The organism is Enterobacter sp. MGH 33, from assembly GCF_000534535.1.
Lineage (GTDB): Bacteria > Pseudomonadota > Gammaproteobacteria > Enterobacterales > Enterobacteriaceae > Enterobacter > Enterobacter hormaechei_C.
This window is the reverse complement of record NZ_KI973212.1, coordinates 3,156,025-3,170,465: the sequence shown is the minus strand read 5'-3', so window position 1 is coordinate 3,170,465 and position 14,441 is coordinate 3,156,025. Positions and strand designations below refer to the sequence as shown.

18 protein-coding genes and 1 pseudogene are annotated in these 14,441 nt (G+C 55.4%); 6 read left to right on the top strand and 13 right to left on the bottom strand.

From position 1 onward, the window contains the following. Positions 1-40 precede the first annotated feature (40 nt). Both L379_RS09160 and L379_RS09165 read left to right on the top strand, forming a co-directional pair. On the top strand, positions 41-1,474 hold the full coding sequence (locus L379_RS09160) for a DNA cytosine methyltransferase (protein WP_096159766.1): 1,434 nt from the start codon (positions 41-43) through the stop codon (positions 1,472-1,474). After that, positions 1,455-1,946, top strand: a complete 492-nt coding sequence (locus L379_RS09165) for a very short patch repair endonuclease (protein ID WP_017383335.1) — start codon at positions 1,455-1,457, stop codon at positions 1,944-1,946. The genes L379_RS09160 and L379_RS09165 overlap by 20 nt, the downstream gene beginning before the upstream one ends. Here L379_RS09165 and yedA read toward each other — a convergent pair. Then, entirely contained in the window at positions 1,918-2,832 is a 915-nt protein-coding gene (yedA, locus tag L379_RS09170; protein ID WP_015572432.1) for a drug/metabolite exporter YedA, read from the bottom strand. The genes L379_RS09165 and yedA overlap by 29 nt on opposite strands. A gap of 178 nt (positions 2,833-3,010) precedes the next feature. Here yedA and L379_RS09175 point away from each other — a divergent pair, with 178 nt between their 5' ends. From L379_RS09175 to dgcQ, 3 genes are all read left to right on the top strand, one after another. Beyond that, positions 3,011-3,922 (top strand): DUF808 domain-containing protein, encoded by a 912-nt coding sequence (locus tag L379_RS09175; RefSeq protein WP_017383336.1) that lies wholly within the window; start codon positions 3,011-3,013, stop codon positions 3,920-3,922. 77 nt (positions 3,923-3,999) lie between these two features. Beyond that, positions 4,000-4,182 (top strand): YodC family protein, encoded by a 183-nt coding sequence (locus L379_RS09180; protein WP_003859574.1) that lies wholly within the window; start codon positions 4,000-4,002, stop codon positions 4,180-4,182. An 84-nt stretch (positions 4,183-4,266) separates the two neighbouring features. Continuing rightward, positions 4,267-5,967: a cellulose biosynthesis regulator diguanylate cyclase DgcQ gene (gene dgcQ / locus L379_RS09185; RefSeq protein WP_032654121.1), complete on the top strand. Its 1,701-nt coding sequence runs from the start codon at positions 4,267-4,269 to the stop codon at positions 5,965-5,967. On the opposite strand, the gene L379_RS09190 is transcribed toward dgcQ, so the two are convergent. Further along, complete coding sequence (locus tag L379_RS09190) at positions 5,952-6,752, bottom strand: mannosyl-3-phosphoglycerate phosphatase-related protein (protein ID WP_017383338.1); 801 nt, start codon at positions 6,750-6,752, stop codon at positions 5,952-5,954. The genes dgcQ and L379_RS09190 overlap by 16 nt on opposite strands. Positions 6,753-7,046: 294 nt before the next feature. Next, entirely contained in the window at positions 7,047-7,274 is a 228-nt protein-coding gene (gene yodD, locus L379_RS09195) for a YodD family peroxide/acid resistance protein (RefSeq protein WP_017383339.1), read from the bottom strand. Positions 7,275-7,402: 128 nt separating this feature from the next. Between yodD and dsrB the strand changes: the two genes are divergently transcribed. Continuing rightward, a complete protein-coding gene (dsrB, locus tag L379_RS09200; RefSeq protein ID WP_003859583.1) occupies positions 7,403-7,591 on the top strand; it encodes a protein DsrB in 189 nt (62 codons plus the stop codon). Positions 7,592-7,689: 98 nt separating this feature from the next. Here dsrB and rcsA read toward each other — a convergent pair whose 3' ends face one another. The 10 genes and pseudogenes from rcsA to fliJ all read right to left on the bottom strand — a co-directional run bounded on the left by rcsA (position 7,690) and on the right by fliJ (position 14,438). Beyond that, positions 7,690-8,313, bottom strand: coding sequence for a transcriptional regulator RcsA (gene rcsA / locus L379_RS09205; RefSeq protein WP_017383340.1), 624 nt, complete (start codon positions 8,311-8,313; stop codon positions 7,690-7,692). Positions 8,314-8,603: 290 nt separating this feature from the next. Then, positions 8,604-9,396: pseudogene (gene fliR / locus L379_RS09210) on the bottom strand (flagellar biosynthetic protein FliR); the annotation flags it as partial. A 6-nt stretch (positions 9,397-9,402) separates the two neighbouring features. Further along, entirely contained in the window at positions 9,403-9,672 is a 270-nt protein-coding gene (gene fliQ / locus L379_RS09215) for a flagellar biosynthesis protein FliQ (protein ID WP_003859587.1), read from the bottom strand. A gap of 10 nt (positions 9,673-9,682) precedes the next feature. Beyond that, entirely contained in the window at positions 9,683-10,420 is a 738-nt protein-coding gene (fliP, locus tag L379_RS09220; RefSeq protein WP_015572437.1) for a flagellar type III secretion system pore protein FliP, read from the bottom strand. Next, positions 10,420-10,794 (bottom strand): flagellar biosynthetic protein FliO, encoded by a 375-nt coding sequence (fliO, locus tag L379_RS09225; RefSeq protein WP_015572438.1) that lies wholly within the window; start codon positions 10,792-10,794, stop codon positions 10,420-10,422. The genes fliP and fliO overlap by 1 nt, the downstream gene beginning before the upstream one ends. Before the next feature lie 2 nt (positions 10,795-10,796). Then, complete coding sequence (fliN, locus tag L379_RS09230) at positions 10,797-11,210, bottom strand: flagellar motor switch protein FliN (RefSeq protein WP_003859592.1); 414 nt, start codon at positions 11,208-11,210, stop codon at positions 10,797-10,799. After that, a complete protein-coding gene (fliM, locus tag L379_RS09235; RefSeq protein WP_003859594.1) occupies positions 11,207-12,211 on the bottom strand; it encodes a flagellar motor switch protein FliM in 1,005 nt (334 codons plus the stop codon). The genes fliN and fliM overlap by 4 nt, the downstream gene beginning before the upstream one ends. A gap of 4 nt (positions 12,212-12,215) precedes the next feature. After that, entirely contained in the window at positions 12,216-12,686 is a 471-nt protein-coding gene (fliL, locus tag L379_RS09240) for a flagellar basal body-associated protein FliL (RefSeq protein WP_003859598.1), read from the bottom strand. A gap of 106 nt (positions 12,687-12,792) precedes the next feature. Next, entirely contained in the window at positions 12,793-13,998 is a 1,206-nt protein-coding gene (gene fliK / locus L379_RS09245) for a flagellar hook length control protein FliK (RefSeq protein ID WP_032654117.1), read from the bottom strand. Further along, complete coding sequence (fliJ, locus tag L379_RS09250) at positions 13,995-14,438, bottom strand: flagellar export protein FliJ (protein WP_006811155.1); 444 nt, start codon at positions 14,436-14,438, stop codon at positions 13,995-13,997. Before fliJ ends, fliK begins: the two co-directional genes overlap by 4 nt. Between the last annotated feature and the right edge of the window lie 3 nt (positions 14,439-14,441).

Genomic DNA, 14,441 nt, shown 5'->3' with positions numbered 1-14,441 from the left:
GTGGTACTCTGTTTTCTGTCTTTATTGTCCGGTTAAGAGAATGCAGGAAAATCGATCAGTGACTGTGCCCGCGCCTGAGCGGGTTGAGAAATCAACGGCAGCCGTGCAGGCACTCCTGCGTCAGCTGCTGGAAATGTATGATGCTAAAACGCTGGCAAACCAGCTGGTGGCCCATGGCGAGAGCCACTGGAGCCCGGCGATACTCAAGCGGCTGCTGATAAGCGACAGGGCAGGTCACCGCCTGAGCGATGGTGAGTTCCGCTATCTGCAAAATTTGCTGCCGCGTCCGCCTGCTGCGCATCCAAATTATGCCTTTCGCTTTATCGATCTCTTTGCCGGTATCGGCGGCATTCGCCATGGATTTGAAGCTATTGGCGGGCAGTGCGTGTTCACCAGTGAATGGAATAAACATGCCGTCCGTACCTATAAAGCCAACTGGTACTGCGATCCCGACGCGCACCAGTTCAACGCGGATATTCGTGATGTCACGCTGAGCCACAAAACCGGCGTCAGCGATGAAGAGGCCGCCGAACACATTCGCAATACCATTCCGGCGCATGACGTGCTGCTGGCAGGTTTTCCGTGTCAGCCGTTCTCGCTGGCTGGCGTGTCGAAGAAGAACGCGCTGGGACGCGCTCACGGCTTTGCCTGTGATACGCAGGGCACACTGTTCTTTGACGTTGCCCGGATCATTGATGCCCGCCGCCCGGCAATTTTTGTGCTGGAGAACGTCAAGAATTTAAAGAGTCATGACGGCGGTAAAACCTTCCGCATTATCATGCAAACGCTGGATGAACTGGGTTATGACGTGGCGGATGCAGAGGACATGGGGCCGGACGATCCGAAAATTATCGACGGCAAACACTTCCTGCCGCAGCACCGCGAACGCATCGTGCTGGTGGGCTTCCGCCGCGATCTCAATCTGAAAGGCGATTTTACGCTGCGTGATTTGCCCTCGCTGTATCCGGCGCGCCGCCCGACGGTGGCCGATCTGCTGGAGCCCGCCGTCGATGCGAAATTCATTCTGACCCCGGTGCTGTGGAAATACCTCTATCGCTATGCCAAAAAGCATCAGGCCAAAGGCAATGGCTTTGGGTTTGGCATGGTCAATCCGCTTAATCCTGACAGCGTGACGCGTACGCTGTCGGCGCGCTATTACAAAGATGGTGCGGAAATTCTTATCGATCGCGGCTGGGATAAGGCGCTGGGCGAAAAAGATTTTGACGATCCCCACAACCAACAGCACCGACCGCGGCGCTTAACGCCGCGCGAGTGCGCCCGCTTAATGGGCTTTGAGACGCCGCAGGGCTACAGTTTTCGCATCCCGGTATCAGATACCCAGGCCTATCGTCAGTTTGGCAACTCGGTGGTGGTGCCAGCCTTTGCCGCGGTAGCTAAACTGCTGGCCTCACGCATCAGCAAGGCCGTTCAGCTTCGTCAGAGCGAGGCCGTCAATGGCGGACGTTCACAATAAGGCCACGCGCAGTAAAAACATGCGTGCCATCGGCACGCGTGATACCGCGATTGAAAAACGGATCGCGGGCCTTCTGACCGCCGCCGGGTTTGAATTCAGGGTTCAGGATGCCACGCTTGCCGGGCGTCCTGATTTCGTCATCGACGCGTACCAGTGCATCATCTTTACCCACGGCTGTTTCTGGCATCATCACGACTGCTATCTGTTTAAAGTCCCGGCGACACGCACCGACTTCTGGCTGGAGAAGATTGGCAGGAACGTCGAGCGTGATAAACGCGATGTTTCGCAGCTTTACGCTCAGGGCTGGCGGGTGCTGATTGTCTGGGAGTGCGCGCTGCGTGGAAGAATGAAGCTGAATGACGTGGAACTGACGGAGCGGCTGGAAGAGTGGATCTGCGGCGGCGGTCAGGCCGCGCAGATCGATACCCAGGGCATTCACCCGATCACGGTTTCTCCACCTCACACCTCGTGACAATCGGTTTCGCGGGCAGCAAATATTTACCCAGCGTGACCAGTACCACGGCAAAGACAATCACACCCAGCGCCAGCCATTCAATCGTCGACAGCACTTCGCCCGCAAAACCGGTACCCAGCAGCACGGCAACCACCGGGTTAACGTAGGCGTAGCTGGTGGCAACCGCCGGTGAGACGTTGCGAATCAGGTACATATAGGCGTTGATGGCGATAATGGAGCCAAACAGCGCCAGATACCCGACGGCCAGGAAACCTGAAAGGTCTGGCATCGCCGTCAGTTTTTCACCCGTCAACGCGGAGGCCATCAGCAGCACAATGCCCGCCGCGAGCATCTCAATCGCACCTGCCATCATCCCGGAGGGCAGCTCGATGCGTGAACCGTAGACCGAGCCGAAGGCCCAGCTCATGGAGCCGATCATGATCAGAACGGCAGCCCAGGGGTTCCCGCTCAGGTTACCGCCGCTGTTCAGCAGGATGATACCCACAAGCCCAATCGCGATGCCCAGCCATTCGAGCTTACGGGTGCGGATCCCGAAGAGGCGACTAAAGCAGAGCGTAAACAGCGGCACGGTTGCGACGACCACTGCGGCGATGCCCGACGGCACGTTCTGGTGTTCGGCGACGGTTACCGCGCCATTGCCCACCGCCAGCAGCAGCAGGCCAATCAGGGCGGCGTTAAGCAGGGGACGCCGCGGCGGTAGTCTGTGGCCGCGCAGCAATAAAAACGCCATCAGCAGCACGCCGGCCGTAAGGAAACGAATACCGGCCATCATCAGCGGGGGCCAGCTTTCCACGCCTATACGAATGACAAAATAGGTGGACCCCCAGATGATATACAGGGAAAAGAGTGCTCCAATGAGCGGTAATAAATGCCGGAAACGCATAGTCCCTCACGACGAAATAAAAAGTTCGCTCATAGTTAACGCCAAAACTATCAGCCTGGCGAGTGCTTTAATTGTGTTGTTGATGTGAAATTTTTGTTGACGCGAGGTGCCAGTTTCCGGGCGGTGAGTTTTGTTCCATACTATTCACTTAATTAGCTAAAAAAGAAGGAAAGAGATTTTGGCAGGAAGTAGCTTATTAACATTACTGGACGACATCGCCACCTTGCTGGATGACATTTCGGTTATGGGAAAACTGGCGGCGAAAAAGACCGCCGGGGTACTGGGAGATGATTTGTCGCTTAACGCGCAGCAGGTCAGCGGCGTGCGGGCGAACCGTGAGTTGCCGGTGGTGTGGGGCGTTGCGAAAGGGTCCTTTATTAACAAGGTGATCCTCGTTCCGCTGGCGCTGCTGATTAGCGCCTTTATACCCTGGGCCATTACGCCCCTGCTGATGATTGGCGGGGCGTTCCTGTGCTTCGAGGGTGCCGAAAAAGTGTTGCATATGTTCGCTGCACGCAAAGAGAAAGACACCCCGGAAATGCGCCAGCAGCGTCTGGAAGCGCTGGCCGCACAGGATCCAAAAACGTTTGAACGCGATAAGGTCAAAGGCGCGATCCGCACGGACTTCATCCTCTCAGCCGAGATTGTGGCGATTACGCTGGGGATCGTCTCAGATGCCCCTCTGATGAACCAGGTGCTGATCCTGTCCGGCATTGCGATCCTCGTGACGATAGGGGTTTATGGCCTGGTCGGGCTGATCGTCAAGCTGGACGATATCGGCTTCTGGCTGGAAAAAAAATCCAGCGCAATTGCGCGCGGCATTGGGAAAAGCCTGCTGGTGCTGGCGCCGTGGCTGATGAAAACCTTGTCGGTGGTGGGAACCCTGGCGATGTTCCTGGTCGGCGGCGGAATTATCGTGCACGGTGTTGCTTCGCTGCATCACATGATTGAACATTTTGCGTCAGGCCAGGGAGCGGTAGTTGCTGCGATCCTGCCCACACTGCTTAACCTCGTACTGGGCTTTATCGTCGGTCTGATTGTGGTAGCCGTTGTTAAGCTGGTTGAAAAAGTACGCGGGAAATCGCATTAATTATTGCTGACCCCGGATGCAAAAAGACTATTCCTCGTCTAAATTGAAAACGTTTCACCCTGATACAGGAGGCAGGTATGGTCTTTTTGATCAGTGATGAAGTTAAGCCCAAAAATGGTGGTCCAGGTATGATCGTCACCGGGTATTCCAGCGGAATGGTGGAGTGTCGGTGGCATGATGGATACGGCATTAAGCGGGAGGCTTTTCGCGAAGACGAGCTTCAGCCTGCTAATAAAAGGCAAAAACGCGACAAGGCTTAATCACACAACGCCCGGCCTTGCCGGGCGTTTTTACTGGCAGAAGACTTATCATATCGGATGGTGAGCGACAATCAGGGAGTGTGTGTGCAGCACGATACCTTTGTTGTAAAACAATCTTTTTTGCAGTGGCTGCATAAGCGTAGCAATCCCCGTTTGATTGTTAACTTCTGTTTTATCGTTGTCCTGATCTTTTCCACCCTCCTGACCTGGCGCGAAGTTGTGGTACTGGAAGATGCTTATATCTCCAGCCAGCGTAACCATCTGGAAACGGTTGCCAGTGCGCTGGACAGACAGCTTCAGTTCAGCGTCGATAAGATATTGTTTTTTCGCCACAGCATGCGTGATGCGCTGGAAACGCCGCTGGCGTTTGGCGTGCTGCATGATGCGATAAAGCGTTTTGCGCATTTGCGCACGTCCCCCAGCTGGCAAATTGCGGTTGATAAACAGCGCACGTTACCGATCAACGGTGTTTCGGATGCCTTCGTTGAAAAGAAGACCCTTCTGAACCGTGATGATGAGTACCTTGATAATGAACTGTCCGCCGCGCTTGAAGTGGGGTATTTGCTGCGTCTGGCATCCAGCCCTTCCCGCAACGAAGAGCGCGTGATTTATGTCTCTCGCGCCGGATTCTTTCTGGAAACGGATACGCCGGGAAATTCCAGCGATATCGTGCAGCGCTATTACCATCTGGTCACTCAGCCCTGGTTTACCCAACAGTCCGAGCGTGAAAACCGTGCGCGTGCCGTGCGCTGGTTTATCTCGCCGCCTTCCACCTTTGTCGGCAAAAAGCCGCTGATCACCGCCAGCGTGCCGGTTTATTACAATCACGTCTGGTATGGCGTGGTGGCGATGGATTTCACCTTTGCCACCCTGCGTCGCCTGCTGGTGGAAGCCGTGGGCGATAACCCGGAAGGGGAATACCAACTGTATGACAGTCGGCTTACCCAGCTTGCAACGTCTGAATCACCGGCTGCGGACGTTAATCATTTTGACGCGCGCGAATTAGCGCAGATAGCGCACGCGATAGAATCGGATTCCGAAGGCGGCATTCGCCTGGGGAGTCGTTTTGTGAGCTGGGAGCGTCTCGACCATTTTGATGGCATCGTCCTGCGCGTGCACACCCTGGATGAAGGGGTGCGCGGTGATTTCGGCAGCATCAGCATTGTGCTGGCATTGCTTTGGGCGCTGTTCACCGCGATGCTGCTCATCTCATGGCTGGTGATCCGGCGCATGGTCAGTAATATGTATTCGATGCAGAACTCGCTGCAATGGCAGGCCTGGCACGACCCTCTGACCCGGCTGAATAATCGTGGGTCGCTGTTCGAGCAGGCGAAAATGCTGGCGAAGCAGTGTGAACAGCAGTCGCTGCCTTTCTCGGTCATTCAGATCGATCTTGATTGCTTCAAGAGCATCAATGATCGGTTCGGGCATCAGGCGGGTGATAAGGTGTTGTCCCATGCCGCGGGTCTGATTGCCAGCACCCTCCGGACTAAAGATATTGCCGGACGCGTCGGGGGCGAAGAGTTCTGTGTGGTGCTGCCGGGCATGACGCTTGAAGAGGCGGCGGAAGTCGCAGAGCAGATCCGCGAGCGTATCGACAGCAAAGAGATCCTGATTAAGAAAAGTACCACCCTGCGCGTAAGTGCGTCGTTTGGCGTCTCTGGCGCGCAGGAGAAGGGCAATTATCACTTCGAAAATCTGCAATCCACCGCCGATGCGCGTCTGTATGAGGCGAAACAGCGCGGGCGTAACCGGGTCATCTGGCAGGATCACGTCAAAAAGTAATCAAGCCCCTCGCACCAGCCGGTCGGCCCGGTGTGCTGAGTGTGATAAACCCGGGCGGGATCGTTGTTCTTAAGGCTGACGCCCTCCCGGTTGAAGCCTTTCACCACGACGGCAAAGCCTACGCTGTCCAGCAGCGGGGCATCATTCGGGCCGTCGCCCAGGCCCAGCGTCGTCGGTTCGGAACCCTCGTGCAGGCGATACTGGTCCACAAGCCAGTGAACCGCCACGTCTTTGCCGCAGCAGGTATCCAGGATATGCCAGAAGCGTGCTCCCTGGACAATCTTCAGCCCCTGCCGGGCGAGTTCGGCGGCAAAGCGTTCCATTTGTTCATCACTGTCACGCCAGATCAGCGTCACGGAAGCCTCGTGTTTACGCGCAAGCACTGAGCGGGGACGACTCAGCCCAGTCCATTCGGCGACCACGCGCTCGTCCACGTCATCGAAGGTGGTGAATTTAAGATGCATCTCCTGGCGTACCCGGGCAATACACTGCCGGATATCGTCATGCTTCTTTTCTGAGATGAACCGTGCGGCGTTTTCCCACCGTACGTCAGGCTGGATCACCGCGCCGTTTTCCGCAATATAGGGCAACCCGCCAAGCCCCAGCTCCTGCTGGATGTCATCCATCTCGGACGCGGTTTTGCTGCTGCACAGAATGACCGGTACCTGTTCATCCATTAACTTTTCCAGCCAGGGGGCCGCAGGCTGCCAGTCGAGTGTGTGAAAATCTAACAGCGTGCCGTCGAGGTCGGTAAAAACAAGCAGAGTCTCCTCAAACGAAGGCATAACGTCTCCCGGGTGATGATTTCACCTAAGATAAATCTTAAAAAAACAGGCATTGACGCGCCGTTGAAGTGGAAACGATCCCGACAAACCCACAGGCGGCGCATGTTTATACTCATAACCAAAATTCACATGTATAAAATATAATATTCGCTAAGAGAATATATGCTTGTAAGACTATTCCGTTGGGGATAATGTCTTACCTGCATCAGATTTCCTGGTGTAACGAATTTACAAGTGCTTCTTGCATAAGCAAGTTTGATCCCGGTCATCCCCATGACCGGGATTTTTTTCGCCTTAGCGGTTCGTCTCCGAGACGCTAAAGTCATGGATATCCAGCTCGAATGCTTCAGCCAGTTCACGGTAGGTATGGTAATCCCTACCATTGACCACGACACGGTCGGAATTATCCTCCGCGCGATGAACTTCGGACTCACTGATTTCATTGATGGCGGCAAGCAGGGCATCGACATCCACTTCAACCTCACGCTTAATGGTGTCGCTGTACTCTTTGTCGGTCTTCATGGCGGGTTCCTCATTTAATCGTCTCAACAGTTAAGTATAGACCGCACACAAAAACGCCATTCGCGCCAGGTGGCGATGCCAGGCAATGCAATTTGTTCTACACTGGCTCAAAACCACAGGAGGAATGTATGAAGGTCAACGATCGGGTAACCGTCAAAACGGACGGTGGGCCGCGCCGCCCGGGCGTGGTGCTGGCTATAGAAGAGTTTAATGAAGGCACAATGTATCTGGTGTCGCTGGAAGATTACCCGCTCGGCATCTGGTTCTTCAACGAACTGGGGCACCCGGATGGGATCTTTGTGGAAACGGCGGAATAGGGCGGCGTCGGGGTGTCTTCTCCCCGGCTCCGGCTACTGAAAAGCAAAATCTCTGGCCAGGCCAGAGATCAAGGTAGGGTACAACATGGCCGTGCAAATTAGCGCATATTAACGAAAATCCCATTCGTCACATTATCTGTCAGGCGTACGACATGGTATATGACTTGCTTATTATGCGTTTTAATTTTCCTTTTAATATTTCCTTTGTGTGACGATACTGTTTTTGCCTTGATATTCATCTGGTCTGAGATCTGAATTGTCCCTTGTCCAGCCATCCACATTCTTAGCATACTTGATTCAGTTCTGCTTAATGATAGGGTGGGTAAGTTAACCGCCCCTACATTCTTAACTTCTTTATTCAAATAATCGCCCAGGATATCATCAAGCGACTCTGGTTTAATCGATTTCGAACTGATTAATAAGTTTTTACGCACCAACAAATACTCATCGAAATGAATATTGGCGATCGCCATAAAAACAATAAACAGGGTCTTAGGATGCTGATTAATGATCTGCTTAATGTGCTGACTGTTAGCGGGGTCGTGAATGAAACAGTCCTCATTAATAAACACCACGCCGGGCTTGTGGGCGTCACAAGCGGCTGCGAGTTCTTCAACGGTGTGTGCATCGTTGATGTCTCTCTTTCTTACCCCTCTGCTTGCTAAGTACCCGGTTAACCCTAGCCGGGTGTAGCTGCATAAATCCATAATGATCGTTGACATGGCATACCCTCACTCAATGCGTAACGATAATTCACCACCTGCCTGAGAGCTCATAAACAGCCATACGGGATGGAAAAAATCTAATAAAACCTGTGAGCATGACAAAGACTTTCAGGCGAACTCACTATCCCGTAAAGTTACGTATAATTTGCCAGGAATCATCTTAAAGTAAAGTAAATATTAAGTATTGTGAGGTGGTTAGAAACATTTAAACCGCGTCAGATATATCCTGGTAGATGTTTTTCGAGATTATTTTTAGGAATATCCTCAGAAAGACATTGCAAACACTGCGGGTTATTATTTGCGTGGAAGTTCGCTGACAATATCCGCTAACAGATTGAATATCTCGCTGAATAAATGCTCGCAGAAGGGGGCGATAAGTGGCATCAATAATGACATTAATAAAAGGCCAACCGTCAAAGTCACCGGAAAGCCGATGACGAATACCGACAGCTGCGGAGCCATTCGGTTGAGTAAACCTAATGCGAGGTTAACGGTGAGCAGCAGGGTAATGATCGGCAGCGCCAGCATCAGCCCGTTGAGGAAGATCAGCCCGGCAGCCCGCACCAGCGCCAGAAACGCGTTGCTGTTTACCGGGTTGTCGCCAATCGGCAGCGTGTGGAAGGTGTCCACCAGCATCGAGATGAGCCACAGGTGGCCGTTGAACGAGAGAAACAACAGCATCGCCAGCAGGTCGATAATACGCGCCAGCACGGGCATATTCAGATGGCTGCCCGGGTCAACGAACGTCGCGAAAGACAGGCCCATCTGCAAACCGATAAGTTCACCCGCCGTTCGTACCGCGGCGAAGGCGAGCTGCATCGTAAACCCGACCGCCACGCCAATCATCACCTGTTGCAGGGCAATCCAGATCGCATTCGGGGAAAAGATCGGGATATCCACCGCTGGCAGGGTAGGGGCAACGATAATCGTGATAACGATGCCCATCCCAATTTTGACGCGTTTAGGCACCGACTTTTCACTGAGTATGGGGGCGGTGGAGATCAGCGCCATGATGCGCAGCATCGGCCAGAAATAGATCCCGAGCCACTGAACAAACTGATCGCTGGTGAAATGCAGCATCGTCCGTCAGCCGATGATGTAAGGCAGATTGGTGAACAGGTTGCGCATATAGTCCAGCAGCAAATTGAGCATCCATGGCCCGGCAACGATAATCGCCACGAAGACGGCAATGATCTTCGGGATGAACGACAGGGTCATTTCGTTAATCTGCGTGGCGGCCTGGAGAATACTGATAATCAGACCGGTGACCAGCGCAACCAGCAGCAGGGGCGCGGCGACGGCAATCGCGACTTTCATCGCCTCCGTGCCCATCATCATGACCGACTCAGGCGTCATTGCGCGCTCCTCAACTGTAGAAACTCTGCGCCAGCGAGCTGACCAGCAGCTGCCAGCCGTCGACCAGCACGAACAGCATGATCTTAAAGGGCAAGGCAATGGTTGCGGGCGGGACCATCATCATCCCGAGCGCCATCAGGACGCTGGCGATCACCAGGTCAATAATCAGGAACGGAATGAAAATGGTGAAGCCAATCTGGAACGCCGTTTTCAGCTCACTGGTCACATACGCCGGGAGCAGAATGCGCATCGGCACCGCTTCCGGCCCCTGTAACTCACCGGTGTTAGCGAGACGGGCAAACAGGGCCAGATCCGCTTCGCGCGTCTGGCGAAGCATAAATTCACGTAATGGCTGTGCCCCCTTTTCCAGGGCAACCTGCATGGAAATTTTATCTTCGCTGAACGGCTGGTAGGCCTCGGTGTAAATCTTGTCGATCACCGGCGACATAATGAAAAAGGTCAGGAACAGGGCTAAACCCAGCAGCACCTGATTGGGCGGCGCGGACGGCGTGCCGAGCGCGTTGCGCAGCAGGCCAAACACAATGATGATGCGGGTGAAGCTGGTCATCATTAGCAGGATCGCCGGGATAAAGGTCAGCGAGGTGATGAATACCAGCGTCTGCACGGACAGGGACCAGCTTTGTCCACCGTTCGCCAGCGGCGTGGAAACCAGCCCCGGCAGTTGCGCATACACAGAGGGCGCGAACAGGCCCAGGCCTGTCAGCGTAAGGAATAACAAACGGCGCATCAGGATCTCCCGGGACGCTTGAGCAAACTCTTCATTACGGACTGGAAATCCGCAGGGGCCTGGGCGTTAGCCTCCACCGTGACAGGCGCAGGGGGGAGCGTGTGAAGGACGTTAATGCTGGAGGCGGTCACGCCCAGCACCAGTCGTGCATCTTCCACCTCCACAATGACCACGCGCTCGCGCGGTCCTAGCGGGGTGCTGGCGCTGACCTTCAACCCGCGGGTACCGGCCGTTTTCCCCGCCAGACCGAAACGCTTTGCCAGCCAGGCGGCGATAAGGATAAAGGCAATAATACCGAACAGCGCGCCGCTCACCTGGAGCAGCGGTGAGCCGGGTACGGCGGAGGGCGCGGACAGTGTTGCCTGGGTTTTCATACTTAACGACTCAGACGACGCATGCGTTCGGAAGGGGTAATGATGTCGGTGATACGTACGCCGTATTTATCGGCCACCACCACTACTTCGCCCTGTGCAATCAGGTAGCCGTTGATCAGAATATCCAGCGGCTCACCCGCTAAACCGTCAAGCGCCACCACGGAACCCTGCGTCAGGCGCAGCAGCTCTTTAATGGTCATGCGGGTGCGACCCAGCTCAACGGTCAGCTTGACCGGAATGTCCATAATCAGGTCGATGTCCTGCAACGTGCCGCTGACGTCGCCGCCGCCTAACTGCTGAAAGACCGCGTCTGCCGCGCTTTTCGTCGGCGTCGTTTTCTGCTCGTTTAACGCGTCAGCCCACAGATCGTCCAGTGCTCCGCTGTTTTCATCGGACGGATTGTTCATGTCACTCATTTGGGCTGTTCCTCATTCAGCGAATTCAAAATCGGGTTGATCAAGTGCTCAACGCGTAACGCATACTGGCCGTTAATCGTGCCGTACTGGCTTGTCAGCACGGGTACACCATCCACATGGGCAATAATGCGGTCGGGTTTATCTATCGGCAAAACGTCGCCGGGTTGTAATTTCAGGATCTGCGATAACCGCATGGAGATGTCGGCGAAGTTGGCCACCAGCTCCAGCTGCGAATGCTGCACCTGACGCACCAGGTTTTCACGCCAGTTCTGATCTTCGTGACGTGAGTTCTCCAGCGGCGGGTTCACCAGCAGTTCGCGCAGCGGTTCAATCATGCTGAACGGCAGGCAGATGTTGAACTCGCCCGTCAGGTTGCCGATCTCGACGTGGAACGGGGTGTTCACGACGATGTCATTCGGGGAGGTGGTGATGTTGGTAAACTTCACCTGCATCTCGGAACGCACGTACTCGACTTCCAGCGGGTTAATCGCTTTCCACGCGTCGCTGTAGGATTCCAGCGCCAGCTTCAGCATGCGGTTAATCACACGCTGTTCGGTATGGGTAAACTCGCGGCCTTCCACTTTGGTCGGGAAACGGCCATCGCCACCGAACAGGTTATCCACCGCGATGAACACCAGGCTTGGCGAGAACACAACCAGGCCGGTACCGCGCAGCGGTTTCAGATGGATCAGGTTAAGGTTGGTTGGCACCGGCAGGTTGCGGGCAAACTCATGATACGGCTGAATGCGGATCGCACCGACGGTGATATCCGGGCTACGACGCAGCAGGTTAAACAACCCCATACGGAACTGACGTGCGAAACGTTCGTTGATGATCTCCAGCGCCTGTAAACGCTCGCGCACCACGCGACGCTGGGTATTGGGATCGTAGGGACGAATATTATCGTCGCCGGTCAGACCCGGCTTCGGTTCGTCACTTTTATCGCTGTCGCCGTTGAGCAGCGCATCGATTTCTGCCTGAGAAAGAATACTGTCGCCCATGTCGTTACCGCAGAATGAAGGCTGTATACAGAACGTCAGTGACTTCCTGCTTAGGTTGGCCGTTTACCAGCGGGGTCGCCAGCGTCTGTTTAATGGCATCGACCAGCTTTTGCTTGCCCACATCGGTGGCGAGCGCGGAGGCATCCTGACGAGAAAACAGCAGCAGCAGACGGCTACGCACTTCTGGCAGGTAGTCGTTCAGGCGTGCACGGGTCGCTTCATCTTTCAGACGCAGCGTAATACCCACGTAAAGCACGCGATCCGCATCGCCCAGGTTCACGGTGAACGTATCCAGCGGGTAGAAGACCGGCGCCGGTGGAGGCGGCGCTTCAGCTTTGGCGGCCGCGCTGGAGGGTTCTTGCTGCATACGCCAGTAACTGTAGCCTGCGGTGGCGCAGGCCGCGAGGGTAATCAACACCAGCAGCGGGATCCAGATGGAACGCTTGCTTTTTTTGGTGATAGCGGAGTCTGTCATCTGATACGAGCTTCCTGTTTCGGTACAGCTTAATACGGTGATTATCCCGTGTCCGGCTTAGGTCAAAGCGTGGAAAAGACGGGGATAATCACGTTACCTCTGGCGTTTAGGCAAAGATGTCTACGGCACGGCTGCCGCGTGCGGCGGATTGCAGGGCGGCAGGGGCAGGCAATAACTCTTCACTCTCATCGTTAAACCCGCCATGCTGGCCGGAACGCGAAGTGTGCTGTTGCTGCCCGGATGAGGACTGCTGTTGCCCGGCAAAGCCCTCGCTGCTGACGCTGCTTTGGGAAAGCTGAATGCCGTTTTCCGCAAGCTGCGTGCGCAGGATCGGCAGGGCCGCTTCCAGCGCCGCGCGGACGTGGCTGTGGGGCGAAACCATCTGCAACTGCGCCTGGTTGTCATCCAGCTTAAGCGAAATTTGCACCTGACCCAGATCCTCCGGGTGCAGACGCAGCTCTGCGGTCTGCTGTCCCTGCTTTGTGAACAGGGTGATGTGCTGGCTCAGATTCTGCTGCCATTCGTGCGTGCCCAGCGGCTGGCTTAACACCGGCGCTGTCGCAACGGTAGCGGCAGGCTGTGAAGGCGCCAGGTGACTGACGATCGGCGCCAGCGTCGCGGTTGGGCTGGCGGCAGACGACGCCGCGCTCGCTACGTCCTGCTTCTCTGCGACGGCTGGCGTAACGGCTGCCGTGGCGGGCAGCGATGTGTCGCTGTCCTGAACCGGCATTTTTTCCTGACCCGTTAACGCATGGCTAAGCGGCTGATGCTGGCCGTTGTCCGTCTGGGCTAGCGTAGAGGGGAGGGCAGCTCGGGGGGCGATCTCCCCTGTGCTCGCAGGCTGCGTCGCTACCGGGGTGGTGGTCTGCTGGTGCGGTAACATCGCCATCAGCGCGCTTAACCCGGCCAGCTCCTCTTCTTCAGTCGTGGTCTCGCTGTTTGTTTTCGCCTCCGGCTGGGTCAGCGCCTTCAGCGCATCCGTATTCGCGGCGGGTTTCAGGCCGGAGACGAGGCTTTGCAGGGAGACGGCGGTATCTTCACCAGTCAGGGTCTCCTGACGGGAGAGCAGCTCGGCGATTTTGGCCTGGAGCGTGGTATCACCGTTTTTTTCCTTTGCCGCTGTCGACAGCTTGTTGCCCGCCGCTTTCAGATCCGCCAGCGTCAGCGGGGCATCTTTGCCTTTGCCGGTGGTCTCGGTCAGCGCGCCCGCCAGCAGAGAAAGAAAATCTTGCGCGCCCTCAGCGCCTTTCCCGGTCAGCGTGCCGCCGGACGGGTCGCTGTCGGTCATCAGCAGTTGTTGCAGTGTGATCATTCTGGTTTCCTCATTGATGCGCGCTGGGCAAACTCATCCATTTTTTTCTGATCCAGACGGTTTTCCGCCAGGGTCGAGGCTGCAATCTGCCGGTCCTGTAAGGTTTGCCAGGCCTGCAACCGCTGTTTTTTCTCGCGCCAGAAATTCAGCGCGGTATCGACTTTTTGCGTCCACTGGTTAAGCTGCTGGCGATGCTGCTCAATCGCCTTTTCCAGCGTCTGGATAAACTGCTGATAGTTAATCCAGCGCTGGCTACCAATGCCCTGCGTCATGTCGGTGTTAAGGTTGGTGCGATATTCATGCTGATAGTCGATTAACATCTTCAACTGTTCTTCAGCCTGCTGGCACCCGCGTCGCATTGCGCCAAGCTGCAATGCGGCATCATCAACTTCTTTTTCAGCCAGATCTTTCAGCGTTGATAACGCGCTGTTCTGCGCCATGAC

Excerpts from the sequence above, each read along its gene's own strand:
- L379_RS09180 (WP_003859574.1), top strand. The coding sequence starts at position 4,000 with ATGGTCTTTTTGATCAGTGATGAAGTTAAGCCCAAAAATGGTGGTCCA.
- L379_RS09165 (WP_017383335.1), top strand. The coding sequence starts at position 1,455 with ATGGCGGACGTTCACAATAAGGCCACGCGCAGTAAAAACATGCGTGCC.
- L379_RS09190 (WP_017383338.1), bottom strand. The coding sequence starts at position 6,752 with ATGCCTTCGTTTGAGGAGACTCTGCTTGTTTTTACCGACCTCGACGGC.
- fliL (WP_003859598.1), bottom strand. The coding sequence starts at position 12,686 with ATGACAGACTCCGCTATCACCAAAAAAAGCAAGCGTTCCATCTGGATC.
- yodD (WP_017383339.1), bottom strand. The coding sequence starts at position 7,274 with ATGAAGACCGACAAAGAGTACAGCGACACCATTAAGCGTGAGGTTGAA.
- fliQ (WP_003859587.1), bottom strand. The coding sequence starts at position 9,672 with ATGACGCCTGAGTCGGTCATGATGATGGGCACGGAGGCGATGAAAGTC.
- fliK (WP_032654117.1), bottom strand. The coding sequence starts at position 13,998 with ATGATCACACTGCAACAACTGCTGATGACCGACAGCGACCCGTCCGGC.
- rcsA (WP_017383340.1), bottom strand. The coding sequence starts at position 8,313 with ATGTCAACGATCATTATGGATTTATGCAGCTACACCCGGCTAGGGTTA.
- L379_RS09160 (WP_096159766.1), top strand. The coding sequence starts at position 41 with ATGCAGGAAAATCGATCAGTGACTGTGCCCGCGCCTGAGCGGGTTGAG.
- dsrB (WP_003859583.1), top strand. The coding sequence starts at position 7,403 with ATGAAGGTCAACGATCGGGTAACCGTCAAAACGGACGGTGGGCCGCGC.
- fliO (WP_015572438.1), bottom strand. The coding sequence starts at position 10,794 with ATGAAAACCCAGGCAACACTGTCCGCGCCCTCCGCCGTACCCGGCTCA.
- yedA (WP_015572432.1), bottom strand. The coding sequence starts at position 2,832 with ATGCGTTTCCGGCATTTATTACCGCTCATTGGAGCACTCTTTTCCCTG.
- fliM (WP_003859594.1), bottom strand. The coding sequence starts at position 12,211 with ATGGGCGACAGTATTCTTTCTCAGGCAGAAATCGATGCGCTGCTCAAC.
- fliN (WP_003859592.1), bottom strand. The coding sequence starts at position 11,210 with ATGAGTGACATGAACAATCCGTCCGATGAAAACAGCGGAGCACTGGAC.
- fliP (WP_015572437.1), bottom strand. The coding sequence starts at position 10,420 with ATGCGCCGTTTGTTATTCCTTACGCTGACAGGCCTGGGCCTGTTCGCG.
- fliJ (WP_006811155.1), bottom strand. The coding sequence starts at position 14,438 with ATGGCGCAGAACAGCGCGTTATCAACGCTGAAAGATCTGGCTGAAAAA.